This window comes from Kribbella soli (assembly GCF_004331345.1).
GTDB classification, from domain to species: Bacteria; Actinomycetota; Actinomycetes; order Propionibacteriales; family Kribbellaceae; genus Kribbella; species Kribbella soli.
Window position 1 is genome coordinate 2,303,704 of sequence record NZ_SJJZ01000001.1, and the last position, 21,110, is coordinate 2,324,813.

Sequence of the window (21,110 nt, forward strand, 5' to 3'; positions counted from 1 at the left end):
TGAACGGCACTCACTCGTTCATCGCCCCACCGGTTCAACTCTTCATCAAGTGTTTGCACGCCGGAGGTTCATCGGCTCGGGAAGCTGGGCAGACTGACCTGCGTCCGGTCCCCAACCGCCCCTGGGAGTAGCCGTGTCCCGACTCTTGCGTCCGGCGCTGCTCGTCACCGCCGTACTGGCACTGCTCGGTTTCGGTATCACGCCGTCCAGTGCCGCCACCTCGATCACGGTCGCCACGGCGATCGGCCGCCAAGACGGTTCGACCGCTGCGGTCACCGGGTACGTGGTCGGTCAGCCGACCGCCACCAGCACCGTTGTCCGCAGCAACTTCCCGAACGACTACGCGCTGGCGCTCGCCGACTCGGCGTCCCAGACCAGTACGTCGTCGATGCTCTACGTCCAGATCCCGACCGCGTTCCGCGCGTCGTACGGACTGCAGAGCAACCCGAGCCTGCTCGGCAAGCAGATCACCGTCACCGGCTCGCTGGCGGCGTACTTCTCGCACCCCGGCCTGAAGAACGCGACCGCCTTCACCGGCGGTGGCGGCACGGACCCGGGCCCCGATCCGGGTGACTACTACGCCGGCGCCGAGGGCAAGACCGGGCCGGCGCTGAAGTCCGCGCTGCACACGATCATCTCGAGCCAGACGAAGCTCACGTACGACCAGGTCTGGGAGGCGCTGAAGGTCACCGACCAGGACCCGAACAACAGCAGCAACGTCATCGAGATCTACTCCGGCCGCTCGATCAGCAAGAGCCTCAACGGCGGCGACGCCGACGACTGGAACCGCGAGCACGTCTGGGCCAAGTCGCACGGCGACTTCGGCACCGCGACCGGTCCGGGCACCGACATCCACCACCTCCGCCCCGAGGACGTGACGGTGAACTCGGCCCGCGGCAACCTGGACTTCGACAACGGCGGTACGTCGGTCGCCCAGTGCACCGGCTGTACGGCGGACTCGGACTCGTTCGCGCCGCGTGCGGCCGTCCGTGGTGACGTCGCGCGGATGATCTTCTACATGGCCGTGCGGTACGAGGGCGACGACGGGTTCGCGAACCTCGAGCTGAACGACTCCGTCAGCAACGGCACCGCGCCGTACATCGGCAAGGTCTCGGTGCTGAAGGCCTGGGCCGCGGCCGACCCGCCGGACACGTTCGAGAAGAACCGCAACGAGGCGATCTACAGCCAGTTCCAGCACAACCGGAACCCGTTCATCGACCACCCGGAGTGGGTCGCCTCCATCTGGCCGTAAGGATCAGCGGTTCGGCTGTACGTCGTGCTTGGCGCCGAGGGCGGGCCGGTGGTCTACGGTCCGCCCTCCGCTCGTCGTCAGCTGCGCCTGCGGCCTGCCCGGCGCGGCGATGCCGGACAGCGCGGTGGACGTGCCGAGCCGGGTCTGTACCCAGTCCTGGAAGCCTGGGTCGGTGACGTGGATCCGGAAATCGGTGCGGGTCAGCAGGCCGCGTGAGATCAGCGCCTTGGACGCGTCGTCGAGGTCCCAGCGATCCGGACTCGCGGTCCGGGACGGGATCGGTACGCCGTGGGACCCGTGGGCCGCGGTCTTCGCGAGCAACGCCATCTCATGGTCCGAGCAGTTGCGCCAGGCGGCGGCGTACAGCGCCTGGGATCGCGTGTTCAGCCGGGAGGCCGCGGTCACGGCGACCTCGGTGGTGATGGTGTTCTCGCCGGGCTGAACGAGCTCGAGGGCTGCGCCGGCCAGCGTCCGCAACCTGCTCGGGTGCCCTTGGGCGCCTGCCACCAGTTTGTCCACGGCACCCGGCTCGCACCGGATCTGGGATTCGGACAGCGGCACGACGAGTGCCTTTCGCATCTCGTCGTCATTCATCGGCACCAGTTCGCGGACGTCGAGCTTCAGCTCGGTCTCCGTCCCGGAGCGACCACCTGATGCCGACAGCAGCCGGGACTCCATCTGGTTGCCGCCCGCTGTGATCAGGAACGCCGGCTTCCGGTTCTCGTGCAGGGTGGCCGACAGCCCGGTCAGGGCGGCCAGATCGCTGTCCGTCGCGGCGTCCAGGTTGTCGACCATCAGCACGATCGGCTCGCGGCGTGGCCCGGCCATCTTGCCGAGCTGTTCGCCGAGCTCGCTCAGGGTTCGACCGACGGAGTCCTTCGTGACGCCTTCCCAGGCCCGGTGGACGCCGATCTTCGGTCCGGGCGCGAGGCCGGCCCGGAGTTGCGCGGTGTTCATCGAGTTCTTGGTCCGGACTGCCATCCGGTTCAGGATCTCTTTCAGCTCCTTGACCTGGTCGGCCGGGTACCGCCGCTTGAAGGTGTCCAGCTGGTCCTGGACGGCGCGGATGATCCTGGCCTCCACCGACTCGCGTCTGGAAGCGCTGAAGCGGATCGTGATCCAGCCTTCCCGGTCGGCCAGAGCCTTGGTCCGGTTCAGCTCCTGGCTGGTGCCGATGCCGGGAGGTCCGGTGAACAGCACTGTGGTTCCGATGGGGAGTCGCTGGTCCAGCGAGATCGGCCGGCCGTGCTTGTCCTTGCGGTCGATCTCCTCGACGAGCTGACCGGACGTGCCGAACACCCTGTTGACCGCAGCCCGGTCCCCGGCCAGGTGCACCGGCGCCAGGTTGGCCGAAGGCCGGCCGACTTCGGGTCCGCGGGCCGGTGCCGGTGTCTGGTCGAGGTGCTGGTTGAGCCAGTCCCGGAGCCCCTTGTCGGGGATCGTCACGAGTTGGCCGTCATGCTCCCGGAGCATTCCGCGGGCGACCAGTTCCTGGCGCGCCCTGTCGACCTGCTGCCATTCGTCCGACAGCTCCGGACGGGTCTCGGGCGGCATGTACAGACCGTTCGTTCCCTGCGCCGCGACCCTGGCGAGGAGATCCTTCTGGGCGTGCGTGGTCTCCGGCTGGTTCCACTTGCTCTGGTAGCTGTGTTCCGTGTCCGTCCAGACCCTGACGGTCGCCGCTTCCGCAGCCGCCGCCGTGATCCCGCGCTCCGGGTCCCGCATCGCGACAGCGGCCAGGGCGAACTTCCGCAACTGGCTCGGGTTGCCGTTGGCGGCGCGGACCAGGACGTCGATGCCGCCGTACTCGTACGGGATCTCCGCGTCGTCGAGCGGCTTGGTCAGGGACACGGCCAGCTCCGCGTCGGACAGCGGCTCGAGCTCGCGGACACTGAACTGGTTGGTGATCGTGGTGGCGATACCGGACATCCGGCGGGACGCGTGCATCAGCGAACTCGTCGACTTCGTGCCGCCGGCGACGACCAGCCAGACGGGGCGATCCATTTCTTCGAGATGGATCGCCAGGTCGTTCACGCCCGCCTGATCGTGCTCCGACGCCGCATCGATCTTGTCGATCAGCACCAGGATCGGCTCGTTCTCGTGGCCGGCGATCCGGCCGAGCTCGTCGGCGAAGTCGTTCAGCGTGGTGCCGAGCTTGTCGTGCGCGGTGGTGTCCTTCTCGCGCTTACCGACGAACTCGACCGGAACGGGGCCGCCGCCGAGCCGCGCCTCCCACCCCCACCGGGTGTTGCGGCCGCTCTCGGTCAGGTCACGGACCGTCTTGCTGAGGCCGCGTACCTGGCGCTTGCCGAACCGGTCCTGCAGGTCGTCGAGCTTCTTCCGGAACGCGGTGGTCAGGTGGTGCTCGAGCGGGATGTTCTCGGAGGCGGTCACCCTGATCGTGGTCCAGCCGTGGAGTTCGGCCAGATCTTCCACCCGGTTCAGTTCGGTGGTCTTGCCCATACCGGGCGCGCCCTGGAAAAGGATCGCCTTGCTCTCCGGCAGCACGCCGCTCAACGAGAGCGGCGCACCGAGCTGGTCCCTGCGCGTGATCAGGTACGCCGGGTGCCCGTCCGCTCCGAAGACCTGGCTCATGGGGACAGCGTGCGGACCGTAGCGGTCCCCGACACCTTCGGTGAGTTACCTACCGGTTAACAGTCGGCTCCCGGAAGTTGAATCACGGGCTCGCGGCAACCGGTCTACACCCGGCGACCCGATCGCGCACACCTGAGCCGAAATGCTTGGAAGCGGCCTGTACCGCTGTCACGCTCAGTGCATGAGAATCGGACGAGTGCTCGCGGCGGCCCTCGCCGTACCCCTGGCCGGCCTGCTGCCCGTCGGTGCTGCGCAGGCCGACCCGGATCCGAATCTGACGATTTCTCAGGTCGTCCTGGGCCGCACCTCGGTCGCGGTGTCCGGCCTGAACACGTACCCGATCAACGTCACCGTCAAGGGCGGCTACAACTCCAGCGAGCCCGGGGACGCCGGCCTGGTGCTCAACGTCGTCCTGGAGCGCACCGGTGGCACCGGACCGCGGGACAGCATCGTGTCCGCCGACCTGAAGCGGACCGGCGGCACGGTCCAGAACGGGACCTGGACCGGCCGGCTCAACGTCGCGTCCACCGCGAACGGCACGTTCAAGGTCACCGGCGTGATGACCGGCCCGTACGGCGCTCCGGACCCGGGGACCCCGGTCGACCCGACGCCGTACTCGGGCCAGACGATCACGGTGAAGGGCACGAACCTGCCGAAGATCACCGCGTCCGTGAACCCGCGCGTGGTGCCGTGGGACAAGCCGTACTCCATCACCTGGGCGGTCACGAACACCGCGACCGGCAAGCCGTACGGCAGCCGGATCCCGATCGGCCTCGGCGTCGACACACCGTGCGCCGAGGGCGGCAGCCCGATGTACAAGACCGGGACGAACGGCCTGATCACCAAGTCGTACACGGCGTACGACGGCGGCGCGATGAATTGCGCGCACGTCTACGCCGACCCGTACTACGTCGCCGGCCAGTGGCTGTTCGTCGCGCATCCGGCAATCGTGTCCGCGGTGCCGTCGAAGACCAGCGCCCCGGTCGGGACCGTTGTCCCGGTCAACGGTTCGGTCTACCGCGTGGGTAGTTGCTCTGTGCAACTGCAGCGGCTGTACGGCGCCTCGCAGTGGCGGACTGTGAGCTCCGCGGCGGTGCGGCAGTCCGGCCGGTTCACCGTCAACGCGCAACCGTCGTACAAGGGCCTAATTCCGTACCGGGCCTACTTCCCGACCTGCCACAACATCGTCGCGGGCGTCAGCAAGACGTTCTACATCCGAGGAACCTGATGACGAGAAACCGAGTTCTCGCTGCGCTGCTCGCGGCACCGCTGCTGCTGGCCGTCTTCCCGGCCGCGGTGCAGGCTGCCCCCGACCCCGACCTCAAGATCGACTCGATCACGCTGAACAAGACCAGCGTCGCCGTCAGCGGACTCAACACCGTGCCGGTCACGGTGACGGTGAAGGGAACGTACGGCGCCGACACCAACACGCCGGTGAACGTGATCCTCGAGCGGACCGGCGGCACCGGCCAGGAGCGGGTGTTGTTCTCCACGAACCTGCCGCGGCTCACGAACGGTACTTGGAGCGGAGCGCTGCAGGTCCCGGCGACGGCGAACGGCACGTTCAAGGTGACCGGCGTACTGACCGGTCCGTTCTTCCCGGGCAGCGGGAGCATGACGGACCCGACGGCGTACGCCGGTCCGTCGCTCGCGGTCACGGGGACGCACCAGCCGAAGATCACCGCGTCGGTGTCCCCGAAGGTGGTGCCGTTCGGCTCGAAATTCTCGATCACCTGGGCGGTCACCGACGCGCAGACCGGCAAGCCGTACGGCAGCAAGGTCCGCGTCGTCCTCGGGACCGACAACACCTGCGCCGAGTACTTCGGCCCGGGGTACACGAACCTCACCAACACCAGCGGTGTGGTGACCAAGGCCTACCCGGCCTCGGACGCCGAATGGGTGAACTGCCTGCTGCTGCCGGGTAATCCGTCGTCGATCGGCGGACAGGGACTCAACGTCGCCCGGCCCGGCATCGTGACCGCGGCGCCGTCGAAGACCAGCGCACCGGTCGGCACGATCGTCCCGGTGAACGGCGTCGTCCAGGGCGCGCCGTCCGCCTGCAAGGTGTACCTGCAGCGGCTGTACGGCGCCACGCAGTGGAGGACGGTCAGCCCTGCGGGCAACATCCGGTCCTACAGCGGAAAGTTCACGCTGAACGCGCAACCGGCGTACAAGGGCCTGATCCCGTACCGCGTCTACTTCCCGAAGTGCTACAACTACCAGGCCGGCGTCAGCAAGGCCTTCTACATCCGGGGGCTGTGATCGTGAGACGCCTGCTGGCCGCACTGCTCGCGGCTCCGCTGGCGCTGCTCGTCGCGCCGACCGCAGCGCAGGCTGCGCCGGATCCGGACCTGCACATCGAGTCCGTGACACTGAACAAGACCGGCGTCGCGGTCAGCGGGCTCAACACCGTGCCGATCACGGTGACGGTGAAGGGGAACTACGACACCGGCTCGTCGACCGACGCGAAGGTGCCGGTCAACGTGATCCTCGAACGCACCGGCGGTACCGGCCAGCTGCGGCAGTTGTTCTCCACGAACCTGATCCGCAACGAGACGACCGGCACCTGGAGTGGACCGCTCAACGTCCCGTCGACAGCGAACGGCACCTTCAAGGTCACCGGCGTGATGACCGGCCCGTTCTTCCCGCCCAGCCCGCCGATGACCGACCCGACGCCGTACGCCGGTCCGTCGCTGGCGGTCACCGGGACGCACCAGCCGAAGATCACCGCGGTGGTGACGCCGAAGGTGGTGCCGTTCAACCAGCCGTACACGATCAAGTGGGCGGTCAGCGACGCGCAGACCGGCAAACCGTACGGCAGCCGGATCCGGGTCGCGCTCCAGACCAACAGCGGCTGCGTCGAGTACTTCGGGCCGAAGTACACGAACACGACCGACACCAACGGCGTCGTGACGAAGGCGTATCCGGGTGTGTCGATCACCCCCATCACCTGCCTGCTGCTTCCGGGCACTCCGGACGCGAACGGATGGCTCTCGTTCGTCCCGGCCCGGCCGGCCATCGTGTCCGCGGCGCCGTCGAAGACCAGCGCACCGGTCGGCACGATCGTCCCGGTCAACGGTTCGGTCATGGGCGGGCCGTTCAACTGCCCGGTCCAGCTGCAGCGCTTGTACGGCGCCTCGCAGTGGCGGACCGTCGGCTCCGCCGCGGTGCGGGCGTCCGGGCGGTTCACGCTCAACGCGCAACCCGCGTACAAGGGGCTGATCCCCTACCGGGTCTACTTCCCCGCCTGCCGTCCGTACGTCGCGGGCGTCAGCAAGGTGTTCTCCATCCGCGGAACCTGACCTGTTCGGGCGGGTGAGTTAGGCTTACTTAGGTTGACCTAACTTATCCGCCCGAGAGGACCGTGGTCGTGTGACCAGCCCCGCACCCCGCCGTAACCGCGTCTGCAAACGCGCTGTCGTCCTGAGGACCGAGCGGATCACCCCGCACATGATCCGGGTCGTGCTCACCTCCGACGACTTCGCCGACAACGGCTTCACCGACCACTACGTGAAGCTGCTGTTCTGCAAGGACGGCGTCGAGTACCCCGAGCCGCTGGACATGGGCGTGGTGCGGGAGACGTACCCGGCCGAGCAGTGGCCGACCATGCGGACCTACACCGTCCGGAGCTGGGACGAGGCGACGCGGGAGCTGACCATCGACTTCGTCCACCACGGCGACGAGGGCATCGCGGGTCCGTGGGCGGCGTCGGCGCAGCCTGGTGACGTGCTGTGGTTCAACGGCCCCGGCGGTGCGTACACGCCGGACGAAGCGGCCGACTGGCACCTGCTCGTGGGTGACGAAAGCGCGCTGCCGGCGATCGGCGCCGCGGTCGAGCAGCTGCCGCCGGGTGCGCGCGCGACCGTCCTGATCGAGGTAGCGGACGAGACCGAGGAGCAGAAGTTCGGCGGCTCGGGCGAGGCCGACGTGCAGTGGTTCCACCGCGCGACCGCCGACGGTGAGCGCGGCGACGGTCTGGTCGCGGCCGTCGAAGCTCTCGACTTCCCGGACGGTACGCCGCACGTGTTCGTGCACGGCGAGGCCGGCTTCGTGTTCCGGATCCGCAAGAACCTGTTCCAGACCCGTGGACTCAGCCGGGGCAACGTCTCGCTGTCCGGCTACTGGCGGATCGGCAAGAACGAGGACGGCTGGCAGGCGGAAAAGGCTGAAACCGCCCGCCAGCAATCTTCCTAGAGCCCTCGGATGTAGAACACCTGGCTGACGCCGGTCAGGTAGCGGCCGCACGCCGGGAAGTAGACCCGGTACGGGATCAGACCCTTGTACGCCGGCTGCGCGGACACTGTGTAGCGTCCGCTCAGCCGCACCTTCGCGGTGCTGACCTGCCTCCACTGCGAAGCGCCGTACAAGCGCTGCAGCAGGACCGGGCAGTTGATCGGCGGGCCGAGCACGCGGCCGTTGACCGGCACGACCGTGCCGACGGCTGCGCTCGCCTTGGACGGCACGGCCGACACGACGCCGGGCCGGATGACGAGGAGACCGAGGCCGGTGATGTCGAGCGGAGTGCTCTTGATCCGCAGGCAGTTGCCCCATTCGCCGTCACTGGACGGGTACGAGTGGGTGATCAGACCGGCGGTCGTCGTCAGCACGTTGACCCCGCCGGCTTCCTCGGCGCACTGGTTGTCGACGCCGAGCATGGCCCGGACGCGGGTGCCGTAGGGCTTACCGGTTGTGCGGTCGGTGATCGCCCAGGTGATCGTGTAGTTCGGGCCGAACGGCACTACCGCCGGTGTCACCTTGGCGGTGACCTTCGGCTGGTGCGTGCCGGTGATGGTCAGGGTCGGGCCGTCGACGGGTGTCGGGTCGGGCAGCATCCCGCCCGCTTGCCAGGTGAAGTACGGGCCGTACGAGACGCCGTACACCTTGTAGGTCCCGTTCGCGGTGGACGAGATGTGCACCGGGCCGGACCAGACCCCGTTCTGCACCGTGCCCGAGGTGCGTGGCAGATCGGTCGAGAGCAGCTCGGTCATCGGGCCGGTGCCACTGATCCGCTTGATGTACACGAGTAGTACCAGGTTGTTGTCGTCCGGGTTGGTCGTGTCGTACTTCGCCGCGACGGTCAGCTTCACCGGGACGGTGTTCAGTCCCGATACCGCGATCGTCGTTCGGTCAGCTGTGACGCTCGTGACCGTCAGTTTGGGATCCACCGCAGCATCAGCTGCTGTGATCCCAGTCCCCACCACTGCCGACGCCAAAAGCGCCGCAACCACTCTGTGCCCCCACATGTATGCAGAGTGACACTCTGTGAAGAACCTGACTAGACCTCAACTACCCCGGCGTTCGGTGAGTACGTCGATGAGCGTGCCGGCCTGGTTCGTCGGGAGGACCCAGTCCTCGCCGTTCGCCTGCAGAATCACGGCCGGGCCCTGGCTGGCGACCGCGTGGGTCACAGCGATCGGGAACCGCAGCCGCTCCGCACCCGAGAGCGAGAACTCGTATGTGCCGGTGATCGCGGTCAGCGGATAGGTGCGGAACTGGTGCGCGGCGCGCGGGACCGGGTGCGACTGGACGGTGACCGAGTCCGCGCCGACGAGGACCGCGGCGAGCGGGATGCCACGGAGCCGGAAGACCAGTTCGTACGGCGTACCGGCGAGCTCGGGGACGAACGGGACCAGCAGTGCACGGTCGGCCGCTCGCGCCAGGGCCAGTCCGCCGATGATCCCGAGGATCAGGCCGGGCAGCGCGAGGATCGCCGGCCACCAGACCCCGACTGCCAACGGGAACAGCGTCACTGTCAGACCGGTGAGACCGCCGAACAACCCTGCGACGCCGAGCCACCACCGCGGCTGGTACCGATGCCGCCGCCGCAGCACGAAGCCGATCACCAGCATCGCGACCGGCACCACACACCCGATCCACGCCGCCACTGGACCGGTCACGGCGATCAACGCGACCACCACCAGCAGGACGAGAGGAATCCCCAAGTACGTCGCCGCCACGATCCGCTGGACCCGCCGATGCCTGCTCTCCACGGCAAAACCCAAGCACATCTCCGCCGAAGCGCCTACTGGCGACCCGGCTTGCTGATCGCCTCAGCTCCGCTCGGTCGATTGCCCGGAGCGGCCTCGGGCCGAGCTCCCGCGCCGGGCGCCGGTAGTGCCTTCTGCTCGCGTGGTCCGGGCCGGCGCCTCGCTCGGATCGAGCCCGGCGACCCGCCGGGCCTCCTTCAACTCCGACGAGATCAGGGTCTGGGTCGGTCCGCCCGGTCGCTCCTCGGCGATGTGCTTGAACACCGGCACCATCTCGTCGGGCACTGGCTCGTACTTGCCGAGGTCCGGGTCGGTCAGCATCGACCGCTGGTTCCACGCGTTGGGCGGACACTTGGTGAAGTCGAGCTGGTAGTTGGACAGCTCGGAGACCTGCTGCATGAACACCTTGGCCGCCCGCCCGTTGCCCTCCCGGTGCGGATGAGCCTGGTTCACATAGGCGTGGACCTCCGCGGCCTTCTCCGCGAACTGGTCCAGGTCCATCGACGGCCAGTCGGCGGACTCGATCATCTTGGTGGCATCGGCCAGGTAGCGGTCGATCTGACCCAGAGGTGCGAAGCCGCCCGGACCGCTCTTGTGCAGCTCGACCGTCCGGCGCTGGCCGGCCCACTCGTAGACATCCTGGAAGAGGTGCGCGTGGATCGCCTGCACGTGCTGAGCGTCGTACGTCCGCGGGATCTCCACCTCGCCGGACTCCAGCTGGAGTTGGCGGCCCGCCGCCGCGGTGTACTCCTTGTCCTTCAGTTTGTCCTTGTCACGCTCGCCGAACTTGTTCTGCAGCGTGTCCTCGTGGGGCGGCGGGTAGGCATACGGGTCCTGTGCCATCGCTCAGCCCTGGTCCGCGGCGCGCCGACGGGCGGCCGCGTCGGCGCGGCGAAGGTACTCATCCTGGTCGATGACGCCGCGGGCGCGGTCGGCGAGGTTCTCGACGTCCTCGCGGTTCGGTTCCCAGCCTTCGTGCCAGGCGTTGGCGAAGGACTGCAGAACGGCACGCCGCTGCACGTCGTCGAGCGGGACGAACAGCTCGGGCCAGCGCTTCTCGATGTCCAGCTCGTCGGCCATGCCCCCAGTCTACGAAAATCCAGGTGCATCGACCTCGAATCACCTACTGTGCCGAGGGTGATCGAGATTCCCGCGAGGCTCGTCCGGAATCACAGCGAGAAAGCGCCCGACTGGTTGGCCGGGCTGCCCGCGGCGGTCGAGCGGTACGTCGGTGAGTGGCAGCTGGCCGTGTCCGGCGACCCGTTGAGCGGCGAGGCGTCGCTCATCCTCCCCGTCGCACGGCGGGACGGGACCGCGGCGATGCTCAAGCTGCAGAGCGTCAACGAGGAATCCGAGAGCGAGGCGCTGGCGCTGCGGACCTGGAACCACGACGACGTCGTCGAGGTGCTCGAGGACGATCCGGAAACGTCGACACTGCTGCTGGAACGGCTCGAACCGCGAACGCTGGACGACCATCCCGATCACGTCGAGGCGACCCTGATCCTGGCCGAGCTCCTGAACCACCTGAGCGCCGTACCCGCCCCACCCGGCATCCGCCACCTCGCGGACATCGCCGCCGGGATGATCGAGGACGCTCCCCGCGTGATCCCGATGCTGGCCGACCCGGCCGAACAGGCGTTGACCTGGCGGTACGTCGCGCAGGTGACCGAGCTGCTGCCGGAGCCCGGTGACCGCCTGCTGCACTGGGACCTGCACTACTACAACGTGATGGCCGCGAAACGGCAGCCGTGGTTGGTGATCGACCCGAAGCCACTCGCCGGCGACCCGGCGTTCGAACTCATGCCGGCGGTGTGGAACCGGTGGGACGATCTGGTGGCGACCGGCGACCTGTCGCAAGCGATCCGCGACCGGTTCGACCTCATGCTCGAGGTGACCGGCATCGACCGGGATCGTGCGCTCGGGTGGACGGCGGGGCGGATCCTGCAGAACGTGCTGTGGTTCACCGCCGATGGCGATACCCGGATCGAGGCGGAGCTGAAGGCGGTCTCGGATGCCCTGTTCGTGTGATTACATAATTACGTGACTACTCCGACGCTGTACGAGTGGGCCGGCGGGCACGAGGCGCTGCGCCGGCTGACCGAGGTGTTCTACAACCAGGTGCTCGAGGACCCGATCCTCGCACCGGTCTTCGCGCACATGAGCGAGAACCACCGCGAGCACGTGGCGATCTGGCTCGGTGAGGTGTTCCGCGGCCACAGCCGGTACACCGACGAGCTCGGGGGCTACCCGGCGATGCTGTCGCACCACCTGAACCTCGAGCTGACCGAGGAACAGCGGTCGCGCTGGGCCGCCCTGATCGCGAGCAGCGCCGACCCGGCCGGCCTCCCGGACGACCCGGAGTTCCGGTCAGCGTTCGTGGCGTACGTCGAGTGGGGCACACGGATCGCGCTGGCGAACTCCCAGCCCGGTGCGACCCCGCCACCGAAGGCACCTGTTCCGCACTGGGGCTGGGGCGAGGCGCCGCCGTACCAGCCCTGAGGTCAGGTACGCAGGGCCCAGGTCCGGCGGGGACGGGCGCTGCTTCGGCGAACTGCGGGTTGGGTAGAGTCCCGGTTCACGTTGTGTCTGCCGGCGGGGATGCGAGGGTTTACCTGTGACCGCTCAGCTCGAATACCCCGACCTTCAGGATTCCGACGCGCTGCTGTCCGTGCAGGGCCTGTGGAAAGTGTTCGGCCCGAAGGCCCAGCGGGTTCCGCGCCGGCCGGAGCTCGCGGCCCTCGATCGCACGGACCTGTACGCGAAGACCGGCTGTACGGCGGCAGTTCGCGACCTGAGCTTCGACGTCGCACCCGGTGAGGTGTTCGTCGTGATGGGGCTGTCCGGTTCGGGCAAGTCCACGCTGGTCCGGTGCCTGACCCGGCTGATCGAGCCGACCGCCGGGCGGCTGGTCTTCGAGGGTGAGGACCTGCGCGCCGCCGACGAGAAGCGGCTGCGTGCGCTGCGACGGAGCAAGTTCTCGATGGTGTTCCAGCACTTCGGGCTGCTGCCGCACCGCAAGGTGATCGACAACGTCTCGTACGGCCTGGAGATCCGCGGCGAGAGCAAGCCGGACCGGCGGCGCCGCGCCCAGGAGGTCATCGACCTGGTCGGTCTGTCCGGCAACGAGCACCTGTACCCCGAGCAGCTGTCCGGCGGCATGCAGCAGCGGGTCGGCCTGGCGCGGGCGCTCGCCAACGATCCCGACGTACTGCTGTTCGACGAGCCATTCTCCGCGCTCGACCCGCTGATCCGGCGCGAGATGCAGACCGAGGTCGTCCGGCTGCACCGCGAGGTCGGCAAGACGATGGTGTTCATCACGCACGACCTGTCCGAGGCCTTGAAGCTCGGCGACCGGATCCTGTTGATGCGCGACGGCGCTGCGGTCCAGCTCGGCACCGGCGACGAGCTGGTCGGAGCGCCGGCCGACGACTACGTGCGCGAGTTCGTCCGCGACGTCCAGCGGGCCGACGTACTGACCCTGCGCTGGATCGCCCGGCGACCGCGCGACGGCGAGCCGTTGGACGGACCCGAGCTCGGTCCGGACGTCCTGGTCCGCGAGGCGACCCGCCTCGTGCTGGAGGCCGACCGGCCGGTCAAGGTCGTCTCGAACGGCACACTGCTCGGTGTGATCGGCGACGAGGAGATCCTCGCCGTCGTCGCGGACAACTGATGGCCGCCATCACGAGCGACATGGAGGTCGAGGTACGTCGGCCTCGGCGCAGTGTGATCGTCGGCGTGCTGCTCGTCGTCTGGGTCGCGGCGTACTTCGTCCTGCGCGGAATCGACACGCTCGTCCTCGGCGGGCAGGAGACCACCCCGCTGCATCGCTGGCTGACCGAACACCGCGACGGCGTCGGTCAGGGCAACGTGTTCTTCGACGCGATCCGGATCGCGGTCGACCACTTCGTCGTACTGCTCCAGAACGTCATCTCGCAGCCGTCGTTCGACCGGCCGGTCCCGGTGATCGGGTGGCTCGGGGTGGTTGCGATCGCGGCGTACTGTGCGTGGGCGTTCGGCAACTGGAAGGTCGCCGTACTCACCGCTGCCGGGCTCGCCTTCGTCGGGTTGCAGGGGTTGTGGCAGGAGAGCATGGACACGCTCGCGCTGACCGTCGCGGCCGTGCTGCTGTCGTTGCTGGTGGCGATCCCGCTCGGAATCTGGGCCGGCTTGTCGGACCGGGCGTTCCGGGTCGCGACGCTGGTGCTCGACCTGATGCAGACGCTGCCCACGTTCGTGTACCTCGCGCCGTTGACGCTGTTCTTCGCGATCGGGCCGGCCGCGGCGACGATCGCCACGCTGATCTACGCTGCGCCGCCCGCGGTCCGGCTGACCGCGCACGCGATCCGCTCGGTGCCGCCGGAGAGTGTCGAGGCGGCGCGCTCGCTCGGCTCGACCCGTGGTCAGACCTTGCTGAAGGTCCTGCTGCCGATGTCGCGGTCGACCGTTGTCGTCGGCATCAACCAGACCATCATGGCGGCGCTCTCGATGGTGACCGTGGCCGCGCTGATCGACGCCCCGGGCCTCGGCCAGACCGTGCTGAAGGCGCTGCAGACGCTCGACGTCGGCGTCGCGTTCAACGCCGGTCTGGCGATCGTGGTGATCGCGATCGTCCTCGACCGGGTCACGACGGCGGCGGGCGACCGGCCGTGGCGTACGGCGAGTGTGCGGCGGAAGGTCCTGCTCGGCGTCGGCGCGCTCGCGGTGCTCGTCGCGATCTGGTTCTCCCGCACCTACGTGTGGGCGGCCGAGTTCCCGTCGGACGTCAACGTGGGCTCGCGGATCGCGGTGGTCGCCACGGACGTGACCAACTGGGTGCACAACGTCTTCGGCGGGTTCACGTACGGCCTGCGGGACGCGGTCACGATCGGTCTGCTGAACCCGCTCGAGGGGCTCCTGACCGGGTCGCCGTGGTGGCTCGTCAGCGCGGTCGTCGTCGCGTTGGCCGCCGTACTCGGAGGTTGGCGGGGCGCCGTCCCCGCGGCGGTGTGCCTCGTGTTGCTGGTGGCAACCGGCGTGTGGCAGGACAGCATGGTCACGCTGGCGTCGACGTTGCTCGCGACGGTCGTGGTCGTGGCCGTCGGGCTCGCGCTCGGCGTGTGGGCCGGGCGGAACCGTCGGGTCGACACCTGGATCCGGCCGGTGCTGGACGCGGGGCAGACGATGCCACCGTTCGTGTACCTGGTGCCGTTCCTGGCGTTGTTCGGGACCAGCCGGTTCACGGCGATCGCGGCCGCGGTGGTGTTCGCCGTACCGGTGACCACCAAGATCGTTGCGGATGGCATCAGGGCGGTGCCGGTCGCGACCGTCGAGGCGGCGAACTCGGTCGGGTCGAGCGCCTGGCAGGTGATCAGCAAGGTCCAGCTGCCGGTGGCCCGGCGGGCGATCACGCTCGCGGTCAACCAAGGGCTGATCTACGTGTTGTCGATGGTGGTCGTCGGCGGACTGGTCGGCGCGGGCGCGTTGGGGTACGACGTGGCCGCCGGCTTCGCGCAGAGCGAGCTGTACGGCAAGGGGCTGGCCGCTGGGCTGGCTATCGTCCTGCTGGGCGTCATGCTCGACCGCATCACCCAGGCGGCGGCCCGCCGTACTCAGAACTTCCAAAACAGAGGAGACAAGCGGTGAAGAAACTCCGGTACGCCGGTGTGCTGACGGCGGTCGCGCTCGCGCTGGCCGGGTGCGGTGGGGAGAAGGTCGGCGCGGACAAGCCGGCGGCCGGGGGGAAGGACTGCGGCACGTTCAACCTGACCGTGAGCCCGTGGGTCGGGTACGAGGCGAACGCCGCCGTGGTGGCGTACGTCGCGACCAAGGACCTCGGCTGCACGGTGGTGAAGAAGAACCTCAAGGAGGAGATCGCCTGGCAGGGCTTCTCCACCGGTGAGGTGGACGTGAACCTGGAGAACTGGGGCCACGAGGACCTGAAGAAGAAGTACATCACCACCGACAAGGTCGCGGTCGAGGCCGGCTCCACCGGGGTCAAAGGCGTGATCGGGTGGTACGTGCCGCCGTGGATGGCCGCGAAGTACCCGGACATCACGGACTGGAAGAACCTCAACAAGTACGCCGCTCTCTTCAAGACGTCGGAGTCCGGCGGCAAGGGGCAGCTGCTCGACGGCGACCCGTCGTACGTCACCAACGACGAGGCGCTGGTGAAGAACCTGGCGCTGAACTACAAGGTCGTGCAGAGCGGCAGCGAGACCGCGCTGATCCAGGCGTTCCGGGACGCGGAGAAGAACAAGCGGCCGCTGCTCGCGTACTTCTACGAGCCGCAGTGGTTCTTCAACGAGGTCAAGCTGGTGAAGATCAACCTGCCCGCGTACAAGGCCGGTTGCGACACGGATCCCGCGAAGGTGGCGTGCGACTACCCGCCGTACGACCTGGACAAGATCGTCTCGAAGAAGTTCGCCGACTCCGGCAGCCCGGCGTACGACCTGGTCAAGAACTTCAAGTGGACCAACGAGGACCAGAACGCCGTCGCCCGAATGATCGCCGTGGACAAGCTCACCCCTGACCAAGCGGCCGAGAAGTGGGTGAAGGACAACCAGTCCAAGGTCAACGCCTGGCTCGGGAAGTAGCTCTATCTACGTCGAAGCGTTCACCCGGTGGCAGCGGTACGCCGATCTGCTGACGTAGCGCTGCTGCTTCGGCGAGTAAGTCGAGGGCGCGGCCGGGATCCTCGGCCGCGCCGGCCAGCCCTTCGAGAGCGAGCGCGATCGCCCGCTGGTCACCGAACTGGCGGGCGAGCTCCAGGGCGCGCTGGTGCAGCGTGCGGGCCGTCATGAGGTCGCCGCGTTGTTCGGCGATGTAGCCGAGTTGGTTGCTGATGAACGCGATGCCGGGCCTGCCGCCGACCTGGGTCAGCCAGTCGAGCCACTTGGTGAAGTGTCGCTCGGCGTCGTCGAGGCGGCCCTGGCGGCGGGCGGTCAGGCCGAGGCCGACCTCGGCGTACTCCTCGGCCGACTTGTTGGACTGCTCGATCGCCAGCTGCCGGGCCCGCTCGTGCAGCTCGTCGGCTCGCGTGTAGTCGCCGGTCAGCAGCGCGATCCGGCCCAGGCCGGCGGTCCGGAACGAGACCTCCGCCCATAACCCGAGATCCTCCGCGCGCCGGATCGCGTCCTCCAGGTACGCCGTGGCGGTCGGATAGTCACCACTGATCTCGGCGGCCACGATCAGCGCGTACGTCGCCTGCAACCGGCCCCAGTCGTCGTCGAGCGCGTCGAACAGCTCGAGGCTGCGCAAACTGTCCTGTCGCATCGCGCCCAGGTCCGCGTGCACGATGTTCAGCTGCGACCGGGTGCTCAGTGCCGCCGCGAGACCCCACTGGTCGCCGCGTTCGGTGAACGCCTCGATCGTCCGGTTGATCCGGGTGAACAGCACCTCCGCATCGCCGTACGCCCATCGGGTCATGGTCAGGAACCAGAGCGCGTGCGGGTCGTCGCCGACGGCCCGCAACGCTTCCTCACCGGCTTCTGCGACATCGGTGGCCTCAGCGTCGGTCGCCGCCATGCCCGCCAGCCAGACCATGGCCTGCGCCCGGAGCGCAGGCTCCTGGTCGGGCAGTGCGAGCGCGGCGGCGAGGGTACGGCGTGCTTCGCCGAGCCGGCCGCGCAGGTACCGGTACCAGGCGAGCGCTGTCGCGAGCTCGAGTGAGGGCGGGGCGGCCCGGAAGTTCACCGCCTCCTGGTCGAGCCGCCGCAGCCACTCCCGCTGGCCGGGCCCGTGCAGGTCGGCCTGGCGCGCGAGCGCGAGGTAGTACGCCGCGTGCCGGCTCCGGACGGCTGGCTCCTCGCCGGCCTCGCTCAGCCGCTCCAGACTGTAGGCAGCGACAGACTCGAGCAGTCGATACCGGCCGCCGCTCGCCACCACCAGCGACTTGTCGACCAGCGCCAGCAGGAGGTGTTCGGGCAGATCGCTCACCTCGGCCGCAGCTTCCAGTGAGAACGTGCCGGCCTGGACCGCGAGTCTCCGGAGCATCTGGCGCTCCTCCTCGTCCAGCAGGTCCCAGCTCCAGTCGATCGTCGCCCGCAGCGTGCGCTGGCGTTCCGGACCACCCTTGCCACCGGTCAGCAACCGGAAGCGGTCGTCCAGACGCTTGGCCAGGCCTTGGACACCCAGAGCGCGCACGCGGGTCGCCGCCAGCTCCAATGCAAGCGGAATGCCGTCGAGCCGTTCGCAGATCGCGGTCACGTCGTCGGTGACACCGGCCCGGGCCCGGAACAGCTCTTCTGCGGCTGCTGCTGTCAGGGGCGGTACGTCGAGGACTCGTTCACCAGTTAGGCCGAGAGGCTCCCGGCTGGTCGCGAGTACGCGTAGACCGGGAGCTGCTGCGAGCAACCGACGTACCAGGTCTGCCAGGTCGAGGTGCTCGCAGTTGTCGAGGATGAGTAGGAGCTGCCTGCTGCTGAGTGAATCGAGCAGCCGCGGGAGGAGATCGGTTGACTCGTCGCGGAGACCTAGTGCGGTGGCCAGCGCGTCCAGTACGTCGTCCTGCTGCAGCGGAGCGAGCTCGACCAGACGCGCGTTGGTCGCGCCGCGGCCGAGTTCCAACGCCAGACGCGTCTTTCCGACACCACCAGGACCGACCAGCGTCAGCAGACGGTTCGCAGCCAGCTGCTGTTGTGCGTCGGCCAGCGTTTCGTCCCGGCCGATCAAATCGTTCAGCGGCTCCGGGAGTGAGATCGGGCGCCGGAGCTCGTGGCGGAGGATCGCCTGGTGCACTTCCTGCAGCTCCGGTCCGGGGTCGGCGCCGAGCTCTTCGGTCAGTGCCTTGCGAAGCTCGGCGTACCGGTCGAGCGCCTCGTGCTGGCGACCTGCCCGGTAGAGCGCCTTGAGGTGCACGGCGTGCAGTCGCTCGTCGAGTGGGCGCTGCTGGACCAGAGCGGTTGTCTGCTGCAGTACGTCGTCGCCGCGGTCGGACAGTTGCTCGATCGCCGTGAGGTACAGGTCCTCCAGGTGCTCGCGGGTCGCTCGGGCGAACTCGTGGTCGGCGTACGGCTGTCCACGCCACAGTGCGAGCGCTTCCCGTAGCCGACCCGTCCGAACGTGCTGCTCGAAGATGTTGCTGTCGACAACGTATGCGGTCAGCGTGTAGCCGGCCGGGCCGTGCTGGACGAGGCTGCGCGCGCCGGGCTCGGCACGGTCCAGTGTGGTGCGCAGTTGGGAGATGCGAGCCTGCAGCGTGCCGGTCGCGTTGCGAGGCGGCCGGGTGCCCCACAGGTCGTCGATCAGCCGGTCCGCACTGACCGGCCGGCCCTCGTTCGCCAGCAGGTCGAGGAGCAGCGTCCGGACCTTCGTGTCGGGTACGGCGACCGGTACGCCGGTGTCCGTCCGCACGAGCAGCGGACCGAGCACCCCGAAGTACATACCCGTAGTAAACCCGTAGCGGGTTCTTCGAGCATCGGGTGCATGAGTTCACGTGAAGCAGTGACAGTGATCGGGCTCGGTTCGATGGGGTCCACGATGGCCAGGACGTTCGTCGCGGCCGGCCATCCGACCACCGTCTGGAACCGGACGCCCGGTAAGGCGGACGGTCTGGGAGCGGTACCGGCGGCGACCGCGGCCGAGGCGGTGGCCGCGAGCAAAGTTGTGGTGATCAGTCAGGTCGACTACGGCGCGATGTTCGAGTCGCTGGCCGACGCGGACCTGCAGGGGCGGGTCCTGTTCAACCTCAGCTCGGACAGCCCGGAGCGGTTGCGGAAGGCGACTGAATGGGTGGCCGAGCGCGGCGGGACGTTGGTGACCGGCGGCATCATGGTGCCGCCACCGGGGATCGGCCAGCCCGGTTCGTACGTGTTCTACGCCGGGAGCGAGGAAGCGGTCGCCGCACACCAGCCGACGCTGGAGGTGCTCGGCCGGGTCGACCACGTCGGCACCGACCCCGGGCAGGCGATGCTCTACTACCAGGCCATGCTGAACATCTTCTGGGCCACGTTGATCAGCTACTTCTACTCGGCGACCCTGGTCGGCAATGCCGAACAGCTACGCCCGTACGTCGCGACGATGCTCACCGACCTGGCCGAGGACGGCCCGATGGGCTTCCTCCGCATCCTGACCACCGCGCTCGACACCGGCACGCACGAGGGCGGTGACAACAACCTCCACATGCAGGCCGTCGGAGCCGAGCACGTCGTACAGGCGTTCACCGAGGCGGGCCTCGACGTCACCGTGCCGGGTGCGGTGGCCGCACTGTTCGCCCGCGCAGACGCCGCAGGGTACGGCGCCGACGGCCTGAGCGCGCTGGTCGACCTGATCCGGAAGCCCAACTAGGCGGTGGTCAGTTTGCATTGGCCGTCGACGCAGTCGCGTTGGAGCTTGCCGCGGGAGATCGTTTCGATCAGGCCGATGACCCAGCAGGTCGGGCAGCCGCGGAAGGCCAGGAGGGTCACGGGAAGGAGCAGGAGGCTGACCGGCCCGATGGCCGGCAGCAGGGCGAAGGCGGCGATCAGGCTGCCGAAGCCGATGACGCCGCGAACCAGGTGCCGGGGCAGTGAGGTGCTGGCGAAGGTCATGTGGGAGCTCCCAGGGATTCGCGCACGGTGCTGCGGGCGCGGTGCAGACGGGACTTCATGGCAGGGACCGTGAGGCCGAGGGCCTTGGCGACCATCGGGCCGCTGTAGCCCTGGACGTCGCGGAGGATCAGGACGCTGCGCTGGTCGGCAGGCAGTTGCGCGATGGCCGCGGCAACTGCCTGCGCTTCCAGCTGGCGAAGCGCCTCGTCCTCCGCCGATGGGGCCGCCGTCTCGGGTGCCAGTGGCTGGTCCCGAAGTACGGCGCGCGCCCGGCGGAGGCACTCGTTGCGGATGATGCGGAACATCCACGACGTGAGGGCGCTCGTCGCGCGGAGCATGCCGATCTTGCGGTACAGGATGATCAGAGCCTCCTGCGCCGCGTCCTCGGCGTCCTCCGGCGTCGCGCACAGCGTCCGCGCGAACCGCCGTACGGTCGGATGCGAGTCCGCGACCAGCGCGGTGAGGGCGTCGACGTCGCCGTGCTGGGCGGCGCGGATCAGCTGTTCGTCGAGGTCAGCCACGGGCCCTCCGGCGCAGTACGACGACGCTGCAGGTGCCGAGCATCAGGACGGCGACGACGGCCGCGACGATCAGGGTGACGGTCATGGTGAGCTCCTTCATCGGGTGCGATTTCAGGAGTAAGAGGCACCGGCCGGGCGAAAGGATTCACGCTGAAGTGTGGTTGAGCTTGTACACACGGGCCAGGGGCAACTATCACGATCTTGGGGGGCAACGCCGATGACACGCCGGATTTCGGACAAAACCGGGTAA

19 protein-coding genes are annotated in these 21,110 nt (G+C 68.6%); 11 read left to right on the plus strand and 8 right to left on the minus strand.

Translation table 11 applies throughout. The features are described from left to right. Positions 1-133: 133 nt before the first annotated feature. Positions 134-1,252, plus strand: coding sequence for an endonuclease (locus E0H45_RS11565; protein ID WP_238154913.1), 1,119 nt, complete (start codon positions 134-136; stop codon positions 1,250-1,252). A 3-nt stretch (positions 1,253-1,255) separates the two neighbouring features. Here the strand turns inward: E0H45_RS11565 and E0H45_RS11570 are convergent, their stop codons facing one another. Then, on the minus strand, positions 1,256-3,847 hold the full coding sequence (locus E0H45_RS11570) for an AAA family ATPase (protein ID WP_131336869.1): 2,592 nt from the start codon (positions 3,845-3,847) through the stop codon (positions 1,256-1,258). A gap of 181 nt (positions 3,848-4,028) precedes the next feature. Here E0H45_RS11570 and E0H45_RS11575 point away from each other — a divergent pair, with 181 nt between their 5' ends. The 4 genes from E0H45_RS11575 to E0H45_RS11590 all read left to right on the plus strand — a co-directional run bounded on the left by E0H45_RS11575 (position 4,029) and on the right by E0H45_RS11590 (position 8,041). Then, positions 4,029-5,075 carry a hypothetical protein gene (locus tag E0H45_RS11575; protein WP_131336871.1) on the plus strand — a complete coding sequence of 349 codons (1,047 nt, stop codon included), beginning with the start codon at positions 4,029-4,031 and terminating at the stop codon, positions 5,073-5,075. After that, entirely contained in the window at positions 5,075-6,109 is a 1,035-nt protein-coding gene (locus tag E0H45_RS11580; RefSeq protein WP_131336873.1) for a hypothetical protein, read from the plus strand. Before E0H45_RS11575 ends, E0H45_RS11580 begins: the two co-directional genes overlap by 1 nt. Positions 6,110-6,111: 2 nt before the next feature. Further along, positions 6,112-7,149, plus strand: coding sequence for a hypothetical protein (locus tag E0H45_RS11585; RefSeq protein WP_131336875.1), 1,038 nt, complete (start codon positions 6,112-6,114; stop codon positions 7,147-7,149). 70 nt (positions 7,150-7,219) lie between these two features. After that, positions 7,220-8,041: a siderophore-interacting protein gene (locus tag E0H45_RS11590; RefSeq protein ID WP_131336877.1), complete on the plus strand. Its 822-nt coding sequence runs from the start codon at positions 7,220-7,222 to the stop codon at positions 8,039-8,041. Here the strand turns inward: E0H45_RS11590 and E0H45_RS11595 are convergent. The 4 genes from E0H45_RS11595 to E0H45_RS11610 all read right to left on the minus strand — a co-directional run bounded on the left by E0H45_RS11595 (position 8,038) and on the right by E0H45_RS11610 (position 10,914). Further along, the gene (locus E0H45_RS11595; protein ID WP_131336879.1) at positions 8,038-9,012 is read right to left on the minus strand and encodes a hypothetical protein; all 975 of its coding nucleotides are present in this window, start codon (positions 9,010-9,012) and stop codon (positions 8,038-8,040) included. The genes E0H45_RS11590 and E0H45_RS11595 overlap by 4 nt on opposite strands. Before the next feature lie 117 nt (positions 9,013-9,129). Beyond that, complete coding sequence (locus E0H45_RS11600; RefSeq protein WP_131336881.1) at positions 9,130-9,837, minus strand: hypothetical protein; 708 nt, start codon at positions 9,835-9,837, stop codon at positions 9,130-9,132. 60 nt (positions 9,838-9,897) lie between these two features. Continuing rightward, positions 9,898-10,677: a Fic/DOC family protein gene (locus E0H45_RS11605; RefSeq protein WP_131336883.1), complete on the minus strand. Its 780-nt coding sequence runs from the start codon at positions 10,675-10,677 to the stop codon at positions 9,898-9,900. Positions 10,678-10,680: 3 nt separating this feature from the next. Then, positions 10,681-10,914: an antitoxin VbhA family protein gene (locus tag E0H45_RS11610; protein WP_131336885.1), complete on the minus strand. Its 234-nt coding sequence runs from the start codon at positions 10,912-10,914 to the stop codon at positions 10,681-10,683. A 27-nt stretch (positions 10,915-10,941) separates the two neighbouring features. Between E0H45_RS11610 and E0H45_RS11615 the strand changes: the two genes are divergently transcribed. The 5 genes from E0H45_RS11615 to E0H45_RS11635 all read left to right on the plus strand — a co-directional run bounded on the left by E0H45_RS11615 (position 10,942) and on the right by E0H45_RS11635 (position 16,406). After that, the gene (locus E0H45_RS11615; protein WP_420323333.1) at positions 10,942-11,862 is read left to right on the plus strand and encodes an aminoglycoside phosphotransferase family protein; all 921 of its coding nucleotides are present in this window, start codon (positions 10,942-10,944) and stop codon (positions 11,860-11,862) included. Between the two features lie 12 nt (positions 11,863-11,874). Further along, positions 11,875-12,333, plus strand: coding sequence for a group II truncated hemoglobin (locus E0H45_RS11620; RefSeq protein WP_131336889.1), 459 nt, complete (start codon positions 11,875-11,877; stop codon positions 12,331-12,333). A gap of 115 nt (positions 12,334-12,448) precedes the next feature. Then, positions 12,449-13,504: a quaternary amine ABC transporter ATP-binding protein gene (locus E0H45_RS11625; RefSeq protein ID WP_131336891.1), complete on the plus strand. Its 1,056-nt coding sequence runs from the start codon at positions 12,449-12,451 to the stop codon at positions 13,502-13,504. Continuing rightward, positions 13,504-15,456, plus strand: coding sequence for an ABC transporter permease subunit (locus E0H45_RS11630; RefSeq protein WP_131336893.1), 1,953 nt, complete (start codon positions 13,504-13,506; stop codon positions 15,454-15,456). Before E0H45_RS11625 ends, E0H45_RS11630 begins: the two co-directional genes overlap by 1 nt. Next, complete coding sequence (locus E0H45_RS11635) at positions 15,453-16,406, plus strand: ABC transporter substrate-binding protein (protein WP_131336895.1); 954 nt, start codon at positions 15,453-15,455, stop codon at positions 16,404-16,406. The genes E0H45_RS11630 and E0H45_RS11635 overlap by 4 nt, the downstream gene beginning before the upstream one ends. On the opposite strand, the gene E0H45_RS11640 is transcribed toward E0H45_RS11635, so the two are convergent. Further along, positions 16,384-19,194 carry an AfsR/SARP family transcriptional regulator gene (locus E0H45_RS11640; protein ID WP_131336897.1) on the minus strand — a complete coding sequence of 937 codons (2,811 nt, stop codon included), beginning with the start codon at positions 19,192-19,194 and terminating at the stop codon, positions 16,384-16,386. The two genes, E0H45_RS11635 and E0H45_RS11640, sit on opposite strands and share 23 nt — an antisense overlap. Before the next feature lie 42 nt (positions 19,195-19,236). On the opposite strand from E0H45_RS11640, the gene E0H45_RS11645 reads away from it, so the two are divergent. After that, a complete protein-coding gene (locus E0H45_RS11645; RefSeq protein WP_131336899.1) occupies positions 19,237-20,097 on the plus strand; it encodes an NAD(P)-dependent oxidoreductase in 861 nt (286 codons plus the stop codon). Here the strand turns inward: E0H45_RS11645 and E0H45_RS11650 are convergent. Both E0H45_RS11650 and E0H45_RS11655 read right to left on the minus strand, forming a co-directional pair. Next, the gene (locus E0H45_RS11650) at positions 20,094-20,339 is read right to left on the minus strand and encodes a hypothetical protein (protein WP_131336901.1); all 246 of its coding nucleotides are present in this window, start codon (positions 20,337-20,339) and stop codon (positions 20,094-20,096) included. The two genes, E0H45_RS11645 and E0H45_RS11650, sit on opposite strands and share 4 nt — an antisense overlap. Beyond that, positions 20,336-20,860 (minus strand): RNA polymerase sigma factor, encoded by a 525-nt coding sequence (locus tag E0H45_RS11655; protein WP_202872256.1) that lies wholly within the window; start codon positions 20,858-20,860, stop codon positions 20,336-20,338. Before E0H45_RS11655 ends, E0H45_RS11650 begins: the two co-directional genes overlap by 4 nt. Positions 20,861-21,110: the final 250 nt, after the last annotated feature.

Coding starts and splice junctions, on each gene's coding strand:
- E0H45_RS11570 (WP_131336869.1), bottom strand. CDS start 3,847: ATGAGCCAGGTCTTCGGAGCGGACGGGCACCCGGCGTACCTGATCACG.
- E0H45_RS11575 (WP_131336871.1), top strand. CDS start 4,029: ATGAGAATCGGACGAGTGCTCGCGGCGGCCCTCGCCGTACCCCTGGCC.
- E0H45_RS11580 (WP_131336873.1), top strand. CDS start 5,075: ATGACGAGAAACCGAGTTCTCGCTGCGCTGCTCGCGGCACCGCTGCTG.
- E0H45_RS11605 (WP_131336883.1), bottom strand. CDS start 10,677: ATGGCACAGGACCCGTATGCCTACCCGCCGCCCCACGAGGACACGCTG.
- E0H45_RS11610 (WP_131336885.1), bottom strand. CDS start 10,914: ATGGCCGACGAGCTGGACATCGAGAAGCGCTGGCCCGAGCTGTTCGTC.
- E0H45_RS11630 (WP_131336893.1), top strand. CDS start 13,504: ATGGCCGCCATCACGAGCGACATGGAGGTCGAGGTACGTCGGCCTCGG.
- E0H45_RS11640 (WP_131336897.1), bottom strand. CDS start 19,194: ATGTACTTCGGGGTGCTCGGTCCGCTGCTCGTGCGGACGGACACCGGC.
- E0H45_RS11645 (WP_131336899.1), top strand. CDS start 19,237: ATGAGTTCACGTGAAGCAGTGACAGTGATCGGGCTCGGTTCGATGGGG.
- E0H45_RS11650 (WP_131336901.1), bottom strand. CDS start 20,339: ATGACCTTCGCCAGCACCTCACTGCCCCGGCACCTGGTTCGCGGCGTC.